Annotated in this window: 25 protein-coding genes and 1 pseudogene; all 26 read left to right on the top strand. The window is 41.9% G+C overall.

Annotated elements, in window-relative coordinates:
- Window positions 1-166 (top strand): annotated as a pseudogene (locus AACV01_RS10190) (M15 family metallopeptidase); the annotation flags it as partial.
- Window position 167: 1 nt separating this feature from the next.
- Window positions 168-620 carry a lysis protein gene (locus AACV01_RS10185; protein WP_161682841.1) on the top strand — a complete coding sequence of 151 codons (453 nt, stop codon included), beginning with the start codon at window positions 168-170 and terminating at the stop codon, window positions 618-620.
- A gap of 452 nt (window positions 621-1,072) precedes the next feature.
- Complete coding sequence (locus tag AACV01_RS10180; RefSeq protein WP_036935861.1) at window positions 1,073-1,612, top strand: Rha family transcriptional regulator; 540 nt, start codon at window positions 1,073-1,075, stop codon at window positions 1,610-1,612.
- 84 nt (window positions 1,613-1,696) lie between these two features.
- Window positions 1,697-1,855 (top strand): hypothetical protein, encoded by a 159-nt coding sequence (locus tag AACV01_RS10175; protein WP_161682839.1) that lies wholly within the window; start codon window positions 1,697-1,699, stop codon window positions 1,853-1,855.
- Entirely contained in the window at window positions 1,848-2,030 is a 183-nt protein-coding gene (locus tag AACV01_RS10170; RefSeq protein WP_004247755.1) for a hypothetical protein, read from the top strand. Before AACV01_RS10175 ends, AACV01_RS10170 begins: the two co-directional genes overlap by 8 nt.
- A 147-nt stretch (window positions 2,031-2,177) precedes the next feature.
- On the top strand, window positions 2,178-2,618 hold the full coding sequence (locus AACV01_RS10165) for a terminase small subunit-like protein (protein ID WP_161682835.1): 441 nt from the start codon (window positions 2,178-2,180) through the stop codon (window positions 2,616-2,618).
- Window positions 2,599-3,831, top strand: coding sequence for a PBSX family phage terminase large subunit (locus tag AACV01_RS10160; RefSeq protein ID WP_161682832.1), 1,233 nt, complete (start codon window positions 2,599-2,601; stop codon window positions 3,829-3,831). Before AACV01_RS10165 ends, AACV01_RS10160 begins: the two co-directional genes overlap by 20 nt.
- Before the next feature lie 11 nt (window positions 3,832-3,842).
- The gene (locus AACV01_RS10155) at window positions 3,843-5,288 is read left to right on the top strand and encodes an anti-CBASS protein Acb1 family protein (RefSeq protein WP_202611866.1); all 1,446 of its coding nucleotides are present in this window, start codon (window positions 3,843-3,845) and stop codon (window positions 5,286-5,288) included.
- Window positions 5,242-6,228 carry a phage minor head protein gene (locus tag AACV01_RS10150; protein WP_161682828.1) on the top strand — a complete coding sequence of 329 codons (987 nt, stop codon included), beginning with the start codon at window positions 5,242-5,244 and terminating at the stop codon, window positions 6,226-6,228. Before AACV01_RS10155 ends, AACV01_RS10150 begins: the two co-directional genes overlap by 47 nt.
- A gap of 24 nt (window positions 6,229-6,252) precedes the next feature.
- Window positions 6,253-7,638, top strand: coding sequence for a DUF2213 domain-containing protein (locus tag AACV01_RS10145; RefSeq protein WP_161682826.1), 1,386 nt, complete (start codon window positions 6,253-6,255; stop codon window positions 7,636-7,638).
- A gap of 3 nt (window positions 7,639-7,641) precedes the next feature.
- Window positions 7,642-8,082 carry a hypothetical protein gene (locus AACV01_RS10140; protein ID WP_161682824.1) on the top strand — a complete coding sequence of 147 codons (441 nt, stop codon included), beginning with the start codon at window positions 7,642-7,644 and terminating at the stop codon, window positions 8,080-8,082.
- Between the two features lie 10 nt (window positions 8,083-8,092).
- Window positions 8,093-9,157, top strand: a complete 1,065-nt coding sequence (locus AACV01_RS10135) for a major capsid protein (RefSeq protein ID WP_161682822.1) — start codon at window positions 8,093-8,095, stop codon at window positions 9,155-9,157.
- Between the two features lie 9 nt (window positions 9,158-9,166).
- Entirely contained in the window at window positions 9,167-9,376 is a 210-nt protein-coding gene (locus tag AACV01_RS10130) for a hypothetical protein (RefSeq protein ID WP_136135541.1), read from the top strand.
- Window positions 9,360-9,731 (top strand): DUF7370 family protein, encoded by a 372-nt coding sequence (locus tag AACV01_RS10125; protein ID WP_161682820.1) that lies wholly within the window; start codon window positions 9,360-9,362, stop codon window positions 9,729-9,731. The genes AACV01_RS10130 and AACV01_RS10125 overlap by 17 nt, the downstream gene beginning before the upstream one ends.
- On the top strand, window positions 9,728-10,036 hold the full coding sequence (locus AACV01_RS10120) for a hypothetical protein (RefSeq protein WP_161682818.1): 309 nt from the start codon (window positions 9,728-9,730) through the stop codon (window positions 10,034-10,036). The genes AACV01_RS10125 and AACV01_RS10120 overlap by 4 nt, the downstream gene beginning before the upstream one ends.
- Window positions 10,033-10,374 carry a hypothetical protein gene (locus tag AACV01_RS10115; protein ID WP_161682816.1) on the top strand — a complete coding sequence of 114 codons (342 nt, stop codon included), beginning with the start codon at window positions 10,033-10,035 and terminating at the stop codon, window positions 10,372-10,374. The genes AACV01_RS10120 and AACV01_RS10115 overlap by 4 nt, the downstream gene beginning before the upstream one ends.
- Window position 10,375: 1 nt before the next feature.
- Window positions 10,376-10,744: a hypothetical protein gene (locus tag AACV01_RS10110; protein WP_049257616.1), complete on the top strand. Its 369-nt coding sequence runs from the start codon at window positions 10,376-10,378 to the stop codon at window positions 10,742-10,744.
- Window positions 10,741-11,109, top strand: a complete 369-nt coding sequence (locus tag AACV01_RS10105; RefSeq protein WP_161682814.1) for a phage tail termination protein — start codon at window positions 10,741-10,743, stop codon at window positions 11,107-11,109. Before AACV01_RS10110 ends, AACV01_RS10105 begins: the two co-directional genes overlap by 4 nt.
- 64 nt (window positions 11,110-11,173) lie before the next feature.
- Complete coding sequence (locus AACV01_RS10100; RefSeq protein ID WP_049257618.1) at window positions 11,174-11,929, top strand: Ig-like domain-containing protein; 756 nt, start codon at window positions 11,174-11,176, stop codon at window positions 11,927-11,929.
- Window positions 11,930-11,978: 49 nt separating this feature from the next.
- Window positions 11,979-12,671, top strand: coding sequence for a DUF6246 family protein (locus AACV01_RS10095; protein ID WP_049257619.1), 693 nt, complete (start codon window positions 11,979-11,981; stop codon window positions 12,669-12,671).
- Window positions 12,672-12,740: 69 nt separating this feature from the next.
- Window positions 12,741-13,121: an outer membrane protein assembly factor BamE domain-containing protein gene (gene bamE, locus AACV01_RS10090; RefSeq protein WP_049257620.1), complete on the top strand. Its 381-nt coding sequence runs from the start codon at window positions 12,741-12,743 to the stop codon at window positions 13,119-13,121.
- Between the two features lie 63 nt (window positions 13,122-13,184).
- Complete coding sequence (locus tag AACV01_RS10085) at window positions 13,185-16,613, top strand: tape measure protein (protein WP_161682812.1); 3,429 nt, start codon at window positions 13,185-13,187, stop codon at window positions 16,611-16,613.
- Window positions 16,614-16,616: 3 nt separating this feature from the next.
- Window positions 16,617-17,093, top strand: a complete 477-nt coding sequence (locus AACV01_RS10080; protein ID WP_161682810.1) for a hypothetical protein — start codon at window positions 16,617-16,619, stop codon at window positions 17,091-17,093.
- Window positions 17,093-17,563 carry a DUF1833 family protein gene (locus tag AACV01_RS10075; protein ID WP_070486816.1) on the top strand — a complete coding sequence of 157 codons (471 nt, stop codon included), beginning with the start codon at window positions 17,093-17,095 and terminating at the stop codon, window positions 17,561-17,563. Before AACV01_RS10080 ends, AACV01_RS10075 begins: the two co-directional genes overlap by 1 nt.
- Window positions 17,560-17,952 (top strand): NlpC/P60 family protein, encoded by a 393-nt coding sequence (locus AACV01_RS10070; protein WP_161682808.1) that lies wholly within the window; start codon window positions 17,560-17,562, stop codon window positions 17,950-17,952. The genes AACV01_RS10075 and AACV01_RS10070 overlap by 4 nt, the downstream gene beginning before the upstream one ends.
- Window positions 17,939-20,407 (top strand): host specificity factor TipJ family phage tail protein, encoded by a 2,469-nt coding sequence (locus tag AACV01_RS10065; protein ID WP_161682806.1) that lies wholly within the window; start codon window positions 17,939-17,941, stop codon window positions 20,405-20,407. Before AACV01_RS10070 ends, AACV01_RS10065 begins: the two co-directional genes overlap by 14 nt.
- The last annotated feature ends 11 nt before the right edge of the window (window positions 20,408-20,418 follow it).

The following is a 20,418-nucleotide window of genomic DNA, read 5'->3' as shown; positions in this document are numbered from 1 at the left end:
ACAACGCCTAGCTGTGGATTTCAACCTATTTAAAGACGGTAAATATCTAACAGCATCAAGTGATCATAAATTGCTTGGTGAATATTGGGAATCTATCGGCGGTACGTGGGGCGGTCGATTCAATGACGGCAATCACTACTCGTTAGAGCACAATGGTGTTAAGTGATATGAACACTCTAACTAAGGTATTAGCTGGACTACTGGCAATATCTGCATTCTGGCTATGGTGGGTAATAGATGACTACGACAAACTGAGCAAAGATTACAACACAGCAACTAGTCAGTTATCTCAGCAAGTCGAAATCAACAAAGACTACCAAGCCCGTATCACTCGATTAAACCAACTCGATATTCGTCACTCACAGGAGTTAGCCAGTGCAAAGAATGAAATCAACACTCTTCGTGATGCTGTTAACTCTGGTAATAAGCGGGTGTACGTCAAAGCAGAGTGTCCAGCAGTCACCAAGAATTCAACCGAAAGCGGAAGCGATGAAGCCACCGCACGACTTAACAAAGCAGTTGAACAAGATTATCTACGTCTCAGAGAAATGATAGTCGAGAACGAACAGCAAACTTTGTATTTGCAGAATTACATCAACACTGAATGCCTCGCTCAATAGCGGGGTTTTTTAATGGAGAAATATCATGGCAGTAGAGGGTTCAGAGAATCCAGTTAAATTCCGTGAAGAGCTGGATAAAAGCATTCCAAAAGAATAAAAAAAGCCCAGCGTGGGTGCATGGGCAAACTAACAGGATATTAATCGAAGTATAGTGATAATTACTTAGTATAGCTTAAGTAAATATATATATCAGCAATTAGATAAGTCGTTTATCCATTAAGGAGAGTGATCATATCTTGACTGCTAGGAACAGACTAGAAGCAACCTGATTAACGTAGTGATACGTGATGATGGTTGCGAACTCTACGCATTTCATCGGCGCATTCACCGCGCAATTAAAAACACTCACAGAACCTTACAGAAAGTCGAACCTGAGAAAAACCGTTAATGGTGTTTTCTGTGGGGCGGTTATTTCTGGTGAACAGGTTCGCTTTTCTATAAGGATTTACACCATGAATTACCCAACAGTAGTAAATGGAATTGATTTTCGGAACATCGTATTTATGTCTGGTTCAGAAGTAATTACTGATAGTTTTTGTGTAGCAAGAGCTTTTGGTAAAGAGCCAAAAAACGTAATTCGTGATATCGAAAGGACTATAAAATCGTGTCCTCCAGAGTTTGACACAGAGCTCAATTTTGAGCTTTGCTATAAAAACAATGAGTTACAGAATGGTAAGCCTCAAAAATTCTATAAGCTACGGAAAGACGGCCTAATGTTATTGGTCATGTCATACACAAAGAAAGAAGCTATGAGAATTAAGGTGGCGTATATAAACGCCTTTAACTGGATGGCTGATGTTATTACCAAAAATATCCGAACTATGGAGCAAGAGCGAAATGAAATAATGCTCGAATTCATGAAAGAGAAGGATGTGGCCAGTATGTCAGGGCGATTATTAAATCGATGGGGCAGAGTTAAAAAGCCTCAGTTATTAAACAAGATTGCCGAGATAGAAGAAAAAGGCCAATTACTCCTTCCTAGCGTTGAGTAATGCCTATCCTCAAAATTGAGGAGATTGATTTAATTAACATTTAACGATGAATAGGCCCTAGTGGCCTTTTTTATTGGGTGGAATATGAAAACAGGAACACTGCATTACAAAATGACACTGCGCCGTTATATGTATCCATTGTTTATTATCGGCGCTTTAATTAACAGCACTTGGTTAGTAAAGCTCTGCTACAAGAAAGAGATTGTGTTTGAAGGCCAAGAAGTGGAGTTGAGTGGTGAATAAATATCACGTAATAGCAACCAAGAAAGACGGCACAACCTACGAAGGCATGATGACCACTAAAGAGCCTCGCGTGACTAACGGGTTAATCGGTATCGCATCACTCGATGGGTCATGGGTATACATCTCACCTGATGAGATTAGTGATATTAAATACGTGCCAGTAGTTGAACAGTAAATGATTATTCATTTTAGAAAATTCTACAAATGTCATTCTTTGAGTGGCATTGATAGAGTTTTATATAGGTTTATATCCTTAACGGTGTCATTGATTGCCGGAGATATATAAACGAAACCAGTTAATTATTCTAAAAGAGGCTGATTAATGGCGACTGAAAAGAAAATGGGTCGCCCTTCTGATTACTTACCAGAGGTGGCGGACGATGTATGCGCTCTAATTGCCGATGGTGAAAGTTTGCGTTCTGTATGCAAGCGACCAGGAATGCCAAACACAACTAAAGTCATGCGTTGGTTGCGAGAATACCCTGACTTTCGTGAACAGTACGCGAAAGCGATGGAATCAAGAGCTGATGCCGTGTTTGAAGAGTTGTTTGATATTGCTGATGATGTAACAGAAGAACCATCGGCAGTTGCTAAGGCAAGGTTAAGGATAGATACCAGAAAGTGGGCTTTAGCAAGAATGAGCCCTAAAAAGTATGGGGACAAGGTAACTCAGGATATTGATTTGAAATCATCTGACGGATCAATGTCACCGACAAAAATAGTTCTGGTTGCCGGAGGTAGCAATGACGGTAGCAAGGATTGAAATACCGCCTAAATTAATTCCAGCTTTTGAAGGTAATTATCGCTATCGATGCTCACACGGTGGGCGAGGATCTGCAAAGACAAGAACATTTGCATTAATGACAGCGATTCGTGGCTACATGGCTGCGATGAATGGTCAATCAGGTGTAATACTTTGCGCTCGCGAATACATGAACTCACTCGAAGAGTCATCCATGGAGGAAGTGAAACAGGCGATTAGGTCTGTTCCTTGGTTGAATGACTTTTATGAACTTGGCGAGAAGTATATCCGCACAAAGTGTCGCTCTGTCAATTATGTGTTTGCAGGGTTACGACATAACTTAGATAGCATTAAGTCTAAAGCGAGAATATTAATTGCTTGGGTTGATGAGGCTGAATCAGTATCAGAAATAGCATGGACTAAATTAACGCCCACCGTTCGTGAGGCTGGGTCTGAAATATGGGTGACATGGAACCCGGAAAGAGACGGTAGTGCTACAGATAAACGCTTTAGAAAGAATCCACCTGATAATGCCATCGTTGTCGAGATGAATTACGGAGATAACCCGTGGTTTCCATCAGTACTTGAAGAAGAGCGATTAAGCGATCAGGAAAGATTGGACTCTGCTACTTACGCGTGGATATGGGAAGGGGCTTATCTTGAAAACTCCGATAAGCAGGTATTAGCAAATAAATACGTTGTTAAATCGTTTCCTGATGATTTATGGCAGAAAGCAGACAGATTACTATTCGGTGCTGACTTCGGTTTTGCAAAAGACCCTAACACGCTATTGCGCCAGTTCATTCTAAACGACTGCTTGTACATCGAGTATGAGGCATACGGAATAGGTGTTGAGCTTGACCACATGCCAGCGTTTTACGACAAGATACCTGAGTCTCGCAAGTGGCCGATTAAAGCAGACTCCGCGCGACCAGAAACAATCAGCTATTTAAAGCGCCAAGGTTTCAATATCTCTGCCGCTAAAAAATGGCAAGGTAGCGTAGAAGATGGCATTACACATCTACGCGGATTCAAGCAAATAATCATTCATCCTCGCTGTAAAGAAACAGCAAAAGAAGCCCGTCTTTACTCGTATAAAACAGACCGGATCACAGGTGAGGTTCTTCCCATTATTGAGGATAAGAACAACCACTGCTGGGATGCGGTTAGATATGGTCTTGATGGGTATATCACACAAAAATCAAACATTGGCATGTTAGTTCGCAAACGTTGATGAGGGCGATAATGGAAGAGAATCAACAAAAGCTGTCATTAGCGGTTAATAACGCTATCAAGGCAGTTGCTAGAGCAAGAATGGACTATGTTTCTGGCGGTATTGGAATGAGTAATGCAAAGCGACCACGTATCTGGCGTGAGTTTGGTTATCCAGAAGTGCTGACGTTTAATGATTTCTATAATGCTTATGATCGTACCGCTCTTGGTGGTGCGGCTGTAGATCGGTATGTCTCTGATTGTTGGGTTGACATTCCAGAAATATTCGAAGGTAACGAAGAGGCAGACCAAGATGGATCTACTGATTGGGATAACAAACTGAACAAGCTTCTCAAATCACACTGGGAGCAGATTAAGGAAGCAGATAAGCGAAACTTAATAGGTCGGTACTCTGGGTTAATTATTCAATTAAGAGACGGTAAAGACTGGAAAGAACCAGTTGATACGACAGTGGTTAAAAGAATTGGTGATAAGTCAATTGTTCGGTTAATACCTGCATGGGAAGCCCAGATTGAACCTAAGTCATGGGATGAGGATACAAGCAGTGAAAGTTACGGCTTCCCAACAATGTATTCATTTACTGAAATGTTAGTTGGAAATGATATAGACGGATCGCCAGGTAGAATTATTGATATACATCCAGACCGGGTGATAATCCTTGCTGAAGGTTCTGGTGATGGGAAATTAACATCTGGAACCCCGCTTCTAAAGAAAGGGTACAATGATCTACTTGATATTGAAAAAGTATCAGGTGGTAGCGCCGAAGGTTTCCTGAAAAATGCAAGTAGACAATTGAACTATGCATTCAGTAAAGAAACTGACTTCCAACGCCTAGCTGAAGCATTAGGTACTAATATGGAAGGGCTTGCTGATGCACTTGATGAGCAAGTTCGTCGCCTGAATGAAAGTATTGATGCTTCAGTGATGATGCAAGAAGGCTCTGCAAGTGTTTTATCAGTTGCCCCAGCAGATCCAGAGCCATCCTTCAGAACGTCATTAGCTAAATTCGCAGCTTCTATCAATATGCCAGTTAAAGTACTAATTGGTCAGATTACTGGCGAGAGAGCTTCAACTGAGGATATGAAAGATTGGGCAAGAACACGCATGTCACGTCGTAATAACTTTCTTAAATCAGTGATCGGATCAGTGGTGTCACGTTTCTGGACGCTTGGCGCGATTGAACCAAGGGAAGAAATAACAGTTAGCTGGTCTGATTTGCTAGCTCCAAGCCAGTCCGAAAAGCTAGATAATATGAGTAAAGCTGCTGATGTTGCACAAAAAACACAGGCATCATTTGGCTATTCAGTGTTGATGGAAAATGAAATCAGGGCATTAGGTGAATATCCGACATTAAAAGAGTTTGATAACACTGATTCGCCAGAAGAAGGTAAAAAAGGAGATCCATTAATTGATGATAAAGAATCAAAAGATAGGGTCGCCGATAATACCAAGGAATAAGTCTGACCCAACACAATCAGGTCGGCAAGTTAGAAAGATGTTTCGTGATATTGATAACCGATATTACGAACTCAAGAAAGCACTCAAGCAACTATTCGACCTGTCATTTACTGGCAGAGAACGAAATCAGAACTCACTACACAGCTATATTCTCGCTAAAAACGCACATAATGAACTGGATTCACTTATCAGGGTTAACGCTGGCGTTTACTCTTATGATATAGCTGAGAGGCCTGCTGAATACGCTAAGTTTCTTGAAAGACTACAGTCAATACTTGATGAGCACCTATTAGACGGTGGTGATGAGAAATTATGGGCGTTTGGCTATGTGTCAGATGAGTATGAGCGAGGCACGTTAAACGCCTACACTAACTTATCATTGCAATCAGAAGTATACGCATCACAAACTACGCTAACTTACCTGATGTCACAACCCGCATACCAGAACCAGATAGCGTCAGCATTCATATCCACTTATAGCGATTGGAAAGGTATTTCTGATGCAGCTAGAGCCGATCTGTCGAATATTATTGGCACATCAATAGCAAGAGGGATTAATCCAAGAGAAACAGCAAGGATAATCAGCAAGCGATTAGATGTATCAATGTCCAACGCAAAGCGCATAGCTCAGACGGAACAGGTCGGTGCGTTACGCCGTGCAAACTGGAATGAAACGTTGTGGGCTAGCGAATCTCTGGGGTTAAAAACAGGATTGTTATGGCTATCAGCACTAAAGCCTACTACAAGAAGCTGGCATGCTGCGCGACACGGGAGGATCTATACCGTTGAAGAGGTTGAAGCGTTTTATGCCGATGGTGGAAATAGATTTAACTGCTACTGCGCGACACAACCTGTATTGCTAAATGACGACGGGACCATTTACAACAAAGGAATTATCGACCGTTTAAGTACTGAGCGGAAGAACTGGTCAACAGACTAAAATTCACAATCAAGAGGCCACTACATGAGTCTTTCTAGTATTCATGTTAAATCGCTGGCTATTAACTCCTCTAATATCTCAACTGAAACCATTGATGGTGATGAGCATATCGTCATTCGCGGCGTTGTACCTGTCGTTGATGACGTTGTGATGAACGGAGGGTTATATCCGGCTAGCGAAATTAACAAAAGCTTTCAGTCGATGGAGGGGCGGCAGTGCCCTTACGGACATCCAAAAATAGGCGCGGATTACGTATCGGCTGACACGCCGAGAGCAGTAAACCAGTTTCACATTGGCGCATGGGCTGAAAATGTCCGAAAAGATGGTGAAAAGGTCATCATGGACGTGAAGGTCAATCGCCGTTTCGCTGATGCCACAGAGAAAGGGAAGGAATTTCTTGCCCGTGTGGATGACATCATTGCCGGTAACAGCACAGACCCGATCCACGTCTCTACCGGATTACTGTTGCAGCGTGAACAGAGCAAGGGTAAGTCAAAAGGCAAGCCCTATACATGGGTCGCCAGAAATATGCACTTTGATCACATTGCCATTCTTCCTGTTAGTGAACCGGGAGCTGCCACACCAAAAGACGGTGTCGGGATGTTTGTTAATAGCAAAGGTGAAAAGCTAAATATTGAATTAGCTGATTTAATTGATGCATCAAACTGCACTCAGGATAGCTTTTTAAATAAAGCAAAATTCTTTTTTACCAATGGCTCGTTCTCGTTTGATGACATTCATTCGGCACTACGTAACGCATTAAAAGCTGCTTATCCAAATGATGATTGGCCTTATCCAGAAACAGTATGGCCTGACAAATTTATCTATTGCACGTCAGGTAAAACCTACCAACAAAAATACCTCATGAACGATGACGGAACAGCCGAACTCGTTGGTGAGCCTATCGAAGTTGTGCGCAAGCCAACAGAGTACGAAGTAAAAACCAATAAGGAAAACGATCCGATGAAACAAATCATCACGAATGCGCTGAAGGCGAAAGGTGTCGAGACAGAAGGTAAATCCGATGCTGAATTACTGGATGCGTACAACCAAATGAACGCTGAAGACAAAAAAGAAGAAACGCCAGAAGAAAAAGATGCGCGTGAGAAAAAAGAAGAAAAGGATAAATCTGACACTGCAAACAACAGTGATCTGCAGCAGAAAATCACAGCCGCTGTAAATGCTGCTATTGCGCCACTCCAAGCACAGTTAAATGCCAATGCAGACAAAGAAGTAAATGCAATGCGTGATGCTGTGAAAGCAAAGTTTGGCATGTCCGATAACGCCATCAATGCGTTAAGCGGCGACCCGCTGAAAGAGCTGTACGCTCAATGCAATGTATCACATAGCTTAAATAGCTCGTTCCAACAAGCTAATTCCTCTCAATCAGTTTCAGATATGCCGGAGTAAAACATGGCGAATAAAAAACGTGTAATTCATGCGGGTGGTGTATTCACTAACCCATTGCTACACCGTGAAGGTGCAGCGGCAGTTGATATCAAGGCGGGTATTATCGGTTTCTATGATGAGACTACCGCTAAATTTACGCCATCGGTTGATGGTAAAGAAGCAAATGTTTTGTATGTGTCCGACTTTGATTATCTTCGCTGTCAGTCAGTTGATGATGCAATCAAGGCTGGCGATTTGGTTGTTGCAATTCAACCAATGCAAGGGTTGTTCTTAAATGTGCGTGCCGCTGCTGGTACATACAAGAAAGGCCAAGCGGTTATTGTTGCTAACGGTCAAATCACACTGGCAACTGGTGCAGAAGGTGAAGCAGTATTTGCCTATGTCGAAGAAGATACAGCCTTAACCGTTACGGCGGGTGAGCTGGTTCGTGTTGTGTTCAAGTAAGGAGAACTGAATGTTTTATTTTTCAACTAAGAAGGCAACCGAAACGGGAAACCTTGAAGCCAACCAAGCGCAATTCGGAGCGTTGAGTTTAGAGCGTAATTCATCCGCTCAGGCAGTGGCTGATTTTATTGCTCGCACTCGCAATGTGACGGTTTTAGATGCTGCCAATGCAGTAGATGATATTAAGCGTCTGTACAAGGCGTATGACCAGACTGTATTGGCTGAATTTCAGCCAAATACTGAATTTACGCTATTGAATGACCTCGTGCCACTATCTCGCTCAGTTCGTATTAGTGAATCAGTCTATGAGTATGCGCGAAAAGGAAGTGGTGGCGTTGCTCATACATCAATGAGTGGTCAAGTCGGTGCGTTGCTTGAAGCTAGTGCGTATAGCTTCGACGGCACAATGGTGCCAATTCATGACACTGGGTTTAAGTTCACATGGCGTGACCCAATCTTTGAAAAAGGCTCTGCACTGGCTTCATTATCTGATGCACAGAAAGACTCTGTTGATACTGTTCGTCGTAAATATCTCGACTTTATCTGGAATGGTTTCCGCGATGCTGCGGGTAACTTCATTGCGTTTGATGGAAAAACCTTTAAGGGTTTGCGTAGTGATGAGCGTGTTGCTCAAGTGACGTTGAATGTTAATTTCGCAACCGAGCAAGATGGTAAAAAAATCCGCACTGAGATCATCAAACTGCGTGATGTGCTGAAACTGCAAAACCTGCAATATGGTGAGCAAACTTGGTATGTCTCAGGCGAAATTCTGTCTAATTGGGAAAGCGTGTATTTCGACGTTAACCAGACACGCACCATTCTTGAGGAGATCAAGAAAATCACTGGCATCAAAGACATTAAGGAAGATTACGAACTGAAAGGTAATGAAGTTCTAATTGTTCCTCTTAGTGCTGGTGTTATCGCTCCTATCGTCGGTCAAGCATTCGGTACTGTTGCAGACCCTCGTCAGTTCTACAACTCAGACTATGTATGGCGCACATGGGGCGCTGCTGGTCTGATGGTTAAGCAAGATATCGCGGGTCACTTCTCAGTTATCCACGCTAAAGGCGCATAAGGGGGATTCATGGCACTGGTAAAGGTTATTTCAAGTAACTTCTTTGCTGGTGCCGACCTCAAAAAACAAGAGGTTGGCGCTCAGCTAGATGTCTCAGAAGAAACTGCTGAAACATGGCTACGGGCTGGTCTGGTAGAGCGAATCGAAGAACGAAAACTCGAAGTCGCCACGCCAGAGAAGAAAAAGGGTAAAGGTAAATCAGATGGTGATAACACTTGATGATGTAAAGCCAATGATTGCCGAGCTTGGGTTTACATTGCCTGATTCTGTGCTGTCGCTGTTAATGAGTCAGGTTAATGCAAAGTCCGGATGTCTCGAAGCCAACTACGACGAAACCACGCAGAAGTTGCTGTTGATTTACACTGTTGTGCGGCTGGCATCACTATCTGGCGCACGAAAGATATCATCACAGAGCGCTCCTAACGGGGCATCTCGTTCTTTTGCATATGATTCTTCCGGTACTGATTATCTACTGAACCAGATCCGCGCATGGGATAGTGCAGGATGCCTTGCTGATTTGCCATTATCTAGTAAAACGGTAGGTTTTTTTCGGGTGATTGGAGGGTATCAATGATTGAAGCAAAAGCACTGGCTGACAAGCTGAATCAATTTTATAACTTAGACCCGGATGGAACGAGTAATCTCGTCAAATCAAGGGTGGAATTTAGTTCGAAACTCGGTGATGCGGACATTCCGTTTATGTGTTCAAAATCAAGTGACGGCGTACTGACCATGGGTATCGTTGGATTTATTAATGCGCTGGTTAATCCAGGGTCTGGATTTGTGGCTGCTGTATTTGATGATGGTGCATTAAGTGGATTCACAGTCACGGGATGTGAGAACTGTGAACCATACCAATTTGAAAGCTATGCGTTATGAGTTCAGTTGCAAATTGGGCTTACACCTCGTGGGCTACTTTATGGCGACCAAACGGAAAAGATAAATACGGCAAAGTTACATTCTCAGGGCCGGTTCATTTTCTTTGTGGCTATGGTAGTGAGCTTAAATCTGGAAAGTTGGATGTTGGCTCTGAAATCACCATTAAGTTAGTTTTCTGGACTGAATATGCGGATGCTAAAAAAGGTGACTTTATCGCTATTGGTAAGCACTCAGGTGATCCGTTATCTGTCGGTGCTGATGAAATAAAATTCATCAAACGTGATGAAGACCTATTTGAGCATATTGCAGATGACTACACTCTGATAACAGCGGTGTGATATGGGGGCAAAAGTAAGGGGTATTTCTCAGGCTAACGCAAACCTTAGAGCGCTTGTTGGTGACATACAAGGTAAGAAAGTGATGAGAGCTATTCAGTCAGCTTTATTAATTGGTAGTGCTCAGGCTGCTATATACACACCTATTGACACATCAACACTTATCAACTCCCAATTCAGAGAAGTCACTGTTAATGGCACTAGAGTAACCGGTCGCGTCGGATATACAGCAAACTACGCGGTTTATGTTCATGATCCAAGAATTAAGCAAAACTTTAGGCGTTCAAGTGCTCGTAAAGAGTTCTTATCTCGTGGTTTTGAAGATGAACGCAAGGCTATTGATGACGCGGTGAGACGGGAGCTTCAAATATGATACACGAGAAGTTTGAGCGCTACTTAAACAGAGGTAATCTGCTCGATGGTTTCATTGTTCAATATCTAACGTGGAATGAGCAACCAGACGAAAAGACTCAGCAATATGCTGTTATTCAGCCTGATGATGGTAGCGGTCGATTTGCTGATTTGGGCGCTGATGATTTCGTGACGCTTGTTCTAGTATCTGCACAGTATGATCCTGAGCCTGCATTGATAAGAGCTAATGAAATTCTAAACTTTGTTGCTGAATTTCCCGATGACTGCGAACTAAATTCAATTTACAACTTAGGTAGCCTACCAAGACCGATACCGACAGAAGAAGGTCGCTTTATCCTTAAGCTTTCTTTCCGCTGTACATCTTAAATTAAACACATCTCAACAGGTCGCTTATGCGGCCTTTTTTATTTGCAAATAAAGAGGTTATAACATGGCACAATGCCCTGATGATAAAGGCCTAGTGATGGGTAACGCAGGTATTCTGCGCATTGCAAAAGGCTGCCCTGACCAAGTACCAGCACAAGATCAATTCTTACGCTTAGGTGCATTAACAACCAAGTCATTCGATTTTGGTATGGAGACGGTAACGTCTAATGCTGATGATATCAAAGGGTTAACAGAATCAATCGTCACTGGTGCTGACTTCACCATTAGTTTTGATGGGGAATTGAAGAAATCTGGCGTAACTGGCTCTACTTCTGCTTTCGATATTGCAAAAGAAATTCTTGATGAAATCAAAGCTGGTCGCCAACCAGATTATTGGATTCAACTTGATATGAAAGGTGATGGTTCTGATGTTGTTCAGGGCTATATGTTATTTACATCATGGTCAATGGAATTTCCAACAAAAGAAATTTCCACTTATTCGGGTGAGCTAAAAGTTGCCGATGCAGAAACGGTTGAATGGCTACAAGAAGAAATCGTGGTTGAAAGTGTCGCAGTAGAACCAGCTACTCTGTCTGTAAAAGTGGGTGAAACTAAGACATTTACTGTCAAATTTACCCCAACCGATGCGACGAACAAAAACTATACTGCCGTAAGCGATAAGCCGAACTTTGCAACAGTTACCCAGCTTGTGAATGTGGTCACTGTGCGTGGTGTTGCCGAAGGTACTGCAAATATCACTGTTACATCCGAAGATGGTAGTAAAACTGCAAAATGCGTGGTCACTGTTACCGTTTCTTAATATTACAAAGGGCGCTTTCGAGTGCCCTTGATAATATTCAGGAGGGATTATGACGCCTATTTTAGAAATCGGGGAGATGGTTATCTCTACTGATAAAAAGGATTACTTATTTAGACCATCGTTCATCAATATGACAAGAATCGGTGAGCCTAAACAGATTGTGAAAGCCTACGGTCAATTAAATGGCGCTGAGGTGCAAGAGTTAATTGCACGCGCCGTAATGAGCTACGGGGTTATTCCTGAATGGTTAATAAAAGCCATTAGCAAGCCAACATATGGGCGTAATATCCTACAAACTGCAATGATGGTTATGCAGGCGTGCTGTGATGATGATTGTTCAGAGCTCATTGGTGAATGGAGATCGGGTAAGCGCGGTATTGTCTATAAAAACGGTAAGATGCCAATCGCTGACATTATCGTCATTGCTCGAGAATTATTCACTCACGGAATTATCGGTAAAGCGAAGATCCGTAAACTTCAACGTAACGAAGGCAAAAACGAATTCTCAGATGAGTTTATGGCAATTGACTACATCAGCTCTGCTCGTGCGCACTTTGGTATGAATCGAGAGGAAGCCGAACAGCTAACCATGACTGAATTTCAGATGATGCTCAAAGCTAAATATCCTGATGAAAAAGGCTTCACCAAAGAAGAATATGACAACATCATGAAACAAGATGATAAACGGAATGATGAACTGATCAGTGGTAAGCGTCGATTGGTGAGTAGGAAACGTAAATGAGTTAGTTTGCTTTCTTTTGCATTACCATCTATATAACATAACAACAAATTAACTAACGAGGATGGTGTTGTGAAAAGGTTATTATTATCTTCTTTTTTGGTTTTATCTGCCCTAATTATTTCTGGTTGCGCACAAGAAAAGCAAATTAACTACAACCAAAAATCATCCATGCTTTCATTAGGAATGGATAAAGATCAAGTAAGAACAGTTCTTGGTGACCCTAGAAGAACTGAAGTTAATACAGAAAGAGAAAGATGGGTATATTGGGGTAAAGTTTATTATGGATTTACTCCGGTAGATAACGAGCAGTTATCTCAGGATAGGTTAGTTGTGACATTTCAAGAGGGTAAAGTGACCAAGTGGGGACAGCAAACGCTTTCTGATGATGCATTAGAGATGTCACAAAAAACAATTGAAGCTACTACTAACGCAATAAAAGCATCACAGTAAAATACTTTAAAGATTACACAACCCTGCCAACTGGCGGGGTTTTTCATTTTAAGGAGCCGATAAATGGCACAAGTAGGCGAAATTGTTTATCAAGTACAGATGGATGTTCAGCAACTACTTACATCTCAACAGCAGTTAGAGCAACGCCTTAATCGCATGGATAGTAGCTTTAACCGAACGTCTCAGTCAGTAAATAACACAGAGCGTTCAATGCAGTCTCTATCTAAAGTTGCGGCGGCTCTGACTGGTTATTTATCGGCTTCAATGGTTGCTAGTTATTCTGAAGCATGGACTGAATTAAACAACAAGCTATCTAACTCAGTTCGTGCGAGTGAGTCACTTGTTGATGTTACTCAGCGAGTATTTGATATCTCTCAAGCAACGCGTTCTAGCCTCGATGCCACAGCAACGCTCTATGCACGATTAGAGCGAGGCACGAGAGAATACAACACATCAGCAGCGGACTTGGCAAAATTAACATCCATCATCAACCAAGGCTTTATCGTCTCTGGTGCTACTGCACAGGAAGCAGAAAATGCCATTATTCAGCTATCGCAGGGTATCGCGTCTGGCGTTCTCCGTGGTGAAGAATTTAACTCAGTGGCGGAACAGGGTAGCCGTTTGATGGTTGCACTTGCTGACTCGATGGGTGTTGGTATTGGTCAACTCCGTAAGATGGCAGCAGAAGGCAAGCTAACTACTGATGTTGTTGTGAAAGGTTTGCTCTCTCAAGGTGATGCGATTGGTAAAGAGTTTGCCAAAACCACTCGAACAATGTCACAGGCTTTCCAAGAGGCTGGGAACAACCTAACCAAGTTTCTCGGTGAAAATACAACAATAAAATCAACCATTAGTGCGTTTAGTGATGCGGTTATTACGGTTAGTAAGAATTTAGATGAGCTTAGCTCTGTCTTGACGGTAATTGCCACAGTGGTTGGTTCAAGATATGTTGGCGTGTTGGCTATGGCTACCAAGTCAAAAGTGATGATGGCAGCCGCTTCTCGTCAAGAGTCAGTCGCCACATTGCAATCAGCAAGAGCAAGTGAGTATGCTGCAAATATGTCAGTCAGAAAGGCTCAGGCTGATTTGGCTTCTGCTAGATCAGCTGTTGCACTAGCTCAAGCAGAGTACAACGTTGCGAAAGGAACGTTAGCGGAGGCAACTGCACTTGATAACTTAATTGCTAAAAAATCATTAGCTTCAAAAGCTGCAATAACATTAACTCAAGCAACACAAGTGCAAACGGCAGCAATGGCAAACTCAGCAGCCGCAGCAAGGGCAGCATCATTGTCTATGGGGTTGTTGCGTGGAGTTATGGGAATGTTAGGTGGTCCAGCTGGCGTGGCCATGTTGGCTGGTGCTGCTATCTATTACTTCTATCAGAAATCAGAGCAAGCCAAGCAAGAGGCTCGAGACTTTGCGGATAGTGTTGATCAGTTAACAGCTAAGTTAAAAGGTTTGTCGTATCAAGAGATTGCTCGTGACGCGCAAGATGCCGCTGATAAACAAAAAGTTTTAACTTCAGAAATGAAGGATCAAGAGAATCAACTTGCAAGACTTGAAGCCAGATTAAGAATGCAGCAGGACGCTCTCGGTAATAACCCAGAGTTAATTGAACGAAATACAATAAATATCTTAAGAGAAAAGATAAAGCTAGAAGGCGATTTAGCTGAGAATAAAAAGCGACACGAACTGATAACAAAGTATTTATCTGAAGCGCAATCTGAATACAACCAGAAAGCAAAGGAAGCAATTGATTTAAGCGTTAAAAGTGCAACAACTCTTGATATTGAGAAATCAGCTCTTGGTAGATTTACTCAGCAAATAAGAGAGGCCACTGGTGCAAAAGGTGAATTCAATGCCAAACAATTAGTTGTTGATTTCGGCGGTGAGGATGGTGAAAAACTAAGAAAGCAGATGGAAAGAAGGCTTGAGCTCTCCAAGAAAGAAGGTGTTGAAAAAGCCAAACTACAAGCTCTATATGACGCAGAAGATGCAGGGACGGCAGATTATGGTGCCATAAAGAAATTACAAGATATGGCAGCTCAGATATATGAAAACGAACAAGCCAAAAAAGAAGGAATTAAAACAGCAAAAGAGGCAGCTAGTGCAGCATTAAAAGAAGCCACTGAAGCTGAAAAGCTGAAACAGAAGATCACCGATGTAGCCAATGCGACAAAAGTTGCTGAATTAGAAACAAGAGGACTTGCTCGCGAAGCCGCCATTCTTGAAGCCGTTCAAAAACTTGGCAGTAAAGCAACGAAAGCTCAGGTTGCAGAAATAACAGAGTTAGCTGGAAAGGAATTTGACTTAAAACAGAAAATCAAAGACAGGAAAGACGCCTTCTCGCAAAATCCAGAAGCAAAGGCTAATCAAGAATACAAGCTATCTCTTGAGCAACTCGAAAGGCAACTTAAAGGTAATTTGGTTACTGAGGAGAATTACCAAAGAAGAAGAGTTGAGCTAGCTGGCGAGTATTCTAAAAAAATAGCCGAGGCTAATGCTCAGGCTTCAATTTCTCCAATTGAAGATAATAGAGCTCAGTTCGATCCTGTTCAGCAATTGAAAAATGAGAATGCTAAAAAACTAGCGCTTATGGATAAGTATTATGCTGATGAAATGGCAATCATTAATCAAGCGTATGCAAACCAACAAATCTCACACGAGCAATTTACGACAGCTAAGCAAATCACTGATGCGCAATATCTTCAAATAAGAACAGCACAGGAAAAGAAATTCAACGAACAGCAAACTGCTGCACAGTGGCAGATGTTAAGCCAGCAGAGCTTAGGTTTTGACATGCTTACATCTGCTGTTGATGCAATGTCGGGAAGCGCATCAAACGCTATCACTGGATTATTGACTGGTACCATGACTGCCGCTGATGCAATGAGATCACTAGGTAACACAATACTAAACAGTGTTGTTAATTCCATTGTTCAGACCGGTGTTGAAATGCTGAAGAATTTCATCATTGGTAAAACAATGGGTGCCGCTGCCGCTGCCGCATCTATAGGGGAGGCAGCCGTTGTTGCTTCTGCCTGGGCGCCTGCCGCTGCGTTTGTTTCTCTAGCAACTATGGGGGCCAATGCCGCGCCAGCTAACGCAAGCTTAGTTGGTACCACTGGACTTGCTTCAACATTGGCAATTGCTGGTGCTCGTAAAAATGGCGGACCTGTTGACGCTGGTTCAATGTATCGAGTTGGTGAAGGTGGTAAACCTGAGATATTCAAGGCTAACAACGGTCGTCAATACATGATCCCCGGTGACAATGGAAAGGTTATTTCCAATAAAGATATGCAGGGTGGCGGTATGAATGTGAATGTTGTATTTAATGACTATTCATCTGCTGGACACAAGTTTGACGCACAGACATCACAAGATGGAAATACGCTAACTATTCAGGCGTTCATTATGGATATGGATAACAAAGGCCCTATGCTTCAATCCATCACAAGAAACACATCGGCAACAGCGAGAGCAAGAGGTTGATATATGGTTATTGATTACCCTGACTGGCTTCCTCTAGCGCAGAAAGCCGATAAAAGCATGACGCTAGACACTGGCTTCTTGACAGATCAACCACAGGTAGGCGCACCTATATTTCAGAAGTTAACTGATGATTTAAAAACTGTATGGAGTGTGAATTGGATATTTACACTTCAACAAGAGCGTGCATTTGCGCAGTGGTTGCGAAGTCCCAACTATCTTGATAATTGCAATCGCTGGTTCAGGATGAAAATTAATCTTGGTGGTAGTGGACTGCAGGAGCAGGAATTACATTTTGTTTCCTATCCAGTGCAAACCAGTATTAATGGATCTTCTGTAACATGGACTGGTCAAGTCATTAGTAAGAAACTTTATAATTCAGATGATGAATTCGACGATATTATCGTTGAGTTTCCGTCATCATTTGGAAGTTGGCTTGATATTATCGTCACTGAGACTCTACCTAAGTATAAGGAGTTGTAATGCCTACACTAAGAGAGTATCGGGCACAAAGGCCAAACAGAATACTTTATGAGACACTGCAATTTAGTCATCCGTCGTTCGGAGATATCTATCTTGTTTCTTATCAAATATTCCCAAAGGTTCTAGGTGGGGTTGAATATCAGCCGTGTAATTTCGAACTATCTGACAGTCAGCAAAGCCGAACGCCCATCATTGACGCCAGTGTTAAATTCAGCCGTGTAGCACAAGACTTTAAGCAGAAACTTAAGCTATGGAAATCATTCAATAGAATGACACCCATAGAGGCTACTTATCGCTTATTTGATGAGAAAGACAAAGGTAAGGCCATTACTCGATGGAAATTATTTGTGAAAGATGTGTCGATGGACCATGAAAGTGTGACTGTCACGCTATCTATGAGTAACCCATTGAATAAAAACATCGGACGTATTTATGAGCCACAAGAATGGCCAGGCTTGGAGGCTGTATGACAACTCAGGATTTCATCGATAAAACCATCGGTAAACCATGGAAAAACCGGTCTTGCACATTTGACACTATGGATTGTTGGGGGCTTGTCGTTCTCTATTATCGACACGTTCTAGGTATTGAGATCCACCATGGCGCAGGATATGAGTCTGAAACGGATTTTGTTACTTGCTATAAAAATGAAGTTGAGTTTTGGGAGAAAGTAAATCAACCAGAAAATAACGGAATATTTATAGGCTATATAGGCTCAAAACCCGCTCACATTGGCTTGATTATCGATGGTAACGCATTACATAGTCGAGGTGAAAACGGCTCTGTGAGAATGGATAGGTTGATTGTACTCGAGAGAAAGTTCACTAAGTTGGAGTTTATGAAATATGCCAATAATTGAAATTCAGCGTGTCGCTGGAATGCCGAAAGAGAGAGTCGAGATAAAAACCGGCTCTCTTTTTTTTGATTGGTTAAAAGAGCAAAACTTTCATCATGACGTTGATATCTATGTTAACGGCGTAAAGCTTAACGACGATGATCACCTTGACTTTATTATTAGTGAATTTCATCACATTCAAATATTTGACCAACCGAAAGGGATTATTGGCGATATTCTTAATCCAGTATTTAAGTTTGTTTCCAAGATATTTTCATTCTTAGCTCCCAAGGCACCATCATTTAGCGCCGCTGATGTGAATGCAAAGGAAAGCCCCAACAACCGATTAACTGGTCAAACCAATATAGCGAGAACATATCAGGCTAGACCTGAAATTCACGGACAAGTTAGAGCTTTTCCCGATCTCATTCAGCAATCAATGTTTGAATACATCGACAATAAAAAGATGGTTACCGAGTGGATGAACTTTGGCATCGGTTACTACACGATTGAGAATGTGAAATATTCAGAGTCTGAGCTGATCGCCCTTGATGGTGCCAGTTATCAGATATTCCAACCAGGTGAAGTGATCCCACAGATATTTGAGGGGTTTGAGTTCCCTGATGTTGACGGACAAGAAATACCGGGGCCGAATGAAAGTGACGAAATTCCACAATATGAGGCTACTGCTAACAATGTTATTTCTGGTGAAATTAAAGGTGGTGAGGCGGCTATAAAGATAGAGAAACAAGATGATTTTCGATATTTTATGGATATCGTAAAGCCTCGATCAGTAAGCCTTGTTGTTAATGTGACTTATGATACTCCGCAGGGTTCGGTTACAAAGGATATTAAGGTTGATGCTTATCTATCTGATGCGAAAGAAAGTGATGATGGCGCTATTATTTCACCAAAATATTACTATGAATTCTTTTTCACTAATTTAACCGGTGGTGATTTGGCAACTCTACCGCCTAATGCAATAGTCAACACATCAAAGTTTATTCTCTATGACAACCAATTCCTGACAGTAGGGCCTTTCTTTTCACCGCTTGATGGTGGTGAATTATGGGTGCATTTAAACGCACAGCTTGGTGATGGTGATTGGGCTAGCGCAAGAATTGAATTCTGGAAGATTGATGATAATAACAATGAGATATCAGGAACAAGGGAGGCGTTTGATAGAGGATTTCCATCCGCACCAAAGACAAAAACATACTATCTAACGGAAAAGTTCAAGCCGTTGGCTGGATATGGAAGGTATGCGCTTCAATTAACTCGATTAGAAAACAGTAATGATCACAGTATTCTTAAGCTAGAGGAGGTCTTTATTGTTAGAGAGAGGATTAACGAAGTACATGAAGAAGATACTCTTGTTAAAGTAACAGTGAGGGCAACAGAAGCACCAACAGGAGCAAGGGAGCGTAAATATAACGCACTAGCCACACGTCATGTTATTAGTTACGACATGAATAGCCGTAGCGTTGATTATACATTAAGACCATCACGATCATTTGCTGATGCGGTCGCTCACACTTGGCTAGTTACCGCAGGACAGCCAGAAAGCACCATAGATTTATATGGTTTGTATTCAATCTATGAATCACTTCCAGATAAGCGCTTAGGATATTTTGATTACACGTTTGATGATGAGGATGTGTCGCTGGGTCAGCGTATAGAAACGATATGCAATGTTGCTCGTGTCATTTCTTTCTGGGATAACGGAGTTCTTACCTTTACTCGTGAAGAGGAAAAGCAATATCCATCTGGCACTTTTAATATGGCTAACACAACAGGCAATGGATTTTCACTTTCTTATGATATGACAATGCCGAGCGGTAATGATGGTGTTGAAATTGAATATGTAAACCCTAAAACCAACAAAAAAACCTACCTTAAATACCGTATTGAAGATAACAAAATAGTTAACAAACCAGCTAAAAATCCTAACAAAATAACCATTCATGGTTGTCGCAATGAATATCAAGCGATAGATAGAGCGCTGTTGGAAATGGATAGGTTAATACATCAGCGCATGAGTATCAGTGTGCAAACTCTCGCAGATGGTGATTATGTTTATCCGGGCGACTTAATTATTGTTGCTGACACATACGATAAGAATCAACAGGCGGGTTATATAGTTGAGAGGATAGGAAATCAATTTTCAACAAATGAAAAAGTTGCCTTTGATGGTGAGATGTTTGTTTGTATCACTGATCACCTAGGTAATACGACGGAAAGGTTTAAGGCTACACCAAGAAGCGATACCGCTTATGGATTTATCGCTGACATACCTGACATCCAACTAAATATCTATGACGGCATGAATGTTCAATCCCCGTCACGTTACGTTATATCCAATATCGTTGAAATGGACTCAATGAGATGGATTGTAAGCGACAAAAAGCCTAATGCAGACGGAACTTTCAGTATTACAGCAAGTGAGTATTTTTCTGCAAAGAAAGATTACAACGTTTAATTAAATTCATT

Source organism: Proteus sp. G2609, from assembly GCF_963896135.1.
Classification (GTDB): Bacteria; Pseudomonadota; Gammaproteobacteria; order Enterobacterales; family Enterobacteriaceae; genus Proteus; species Proteus mirabilis.
The sequence above is the reverse complement of the archived record's forward strand: the minus strand, read 5'-3'. Positions and strand labels throughout refer to the sequence as shown.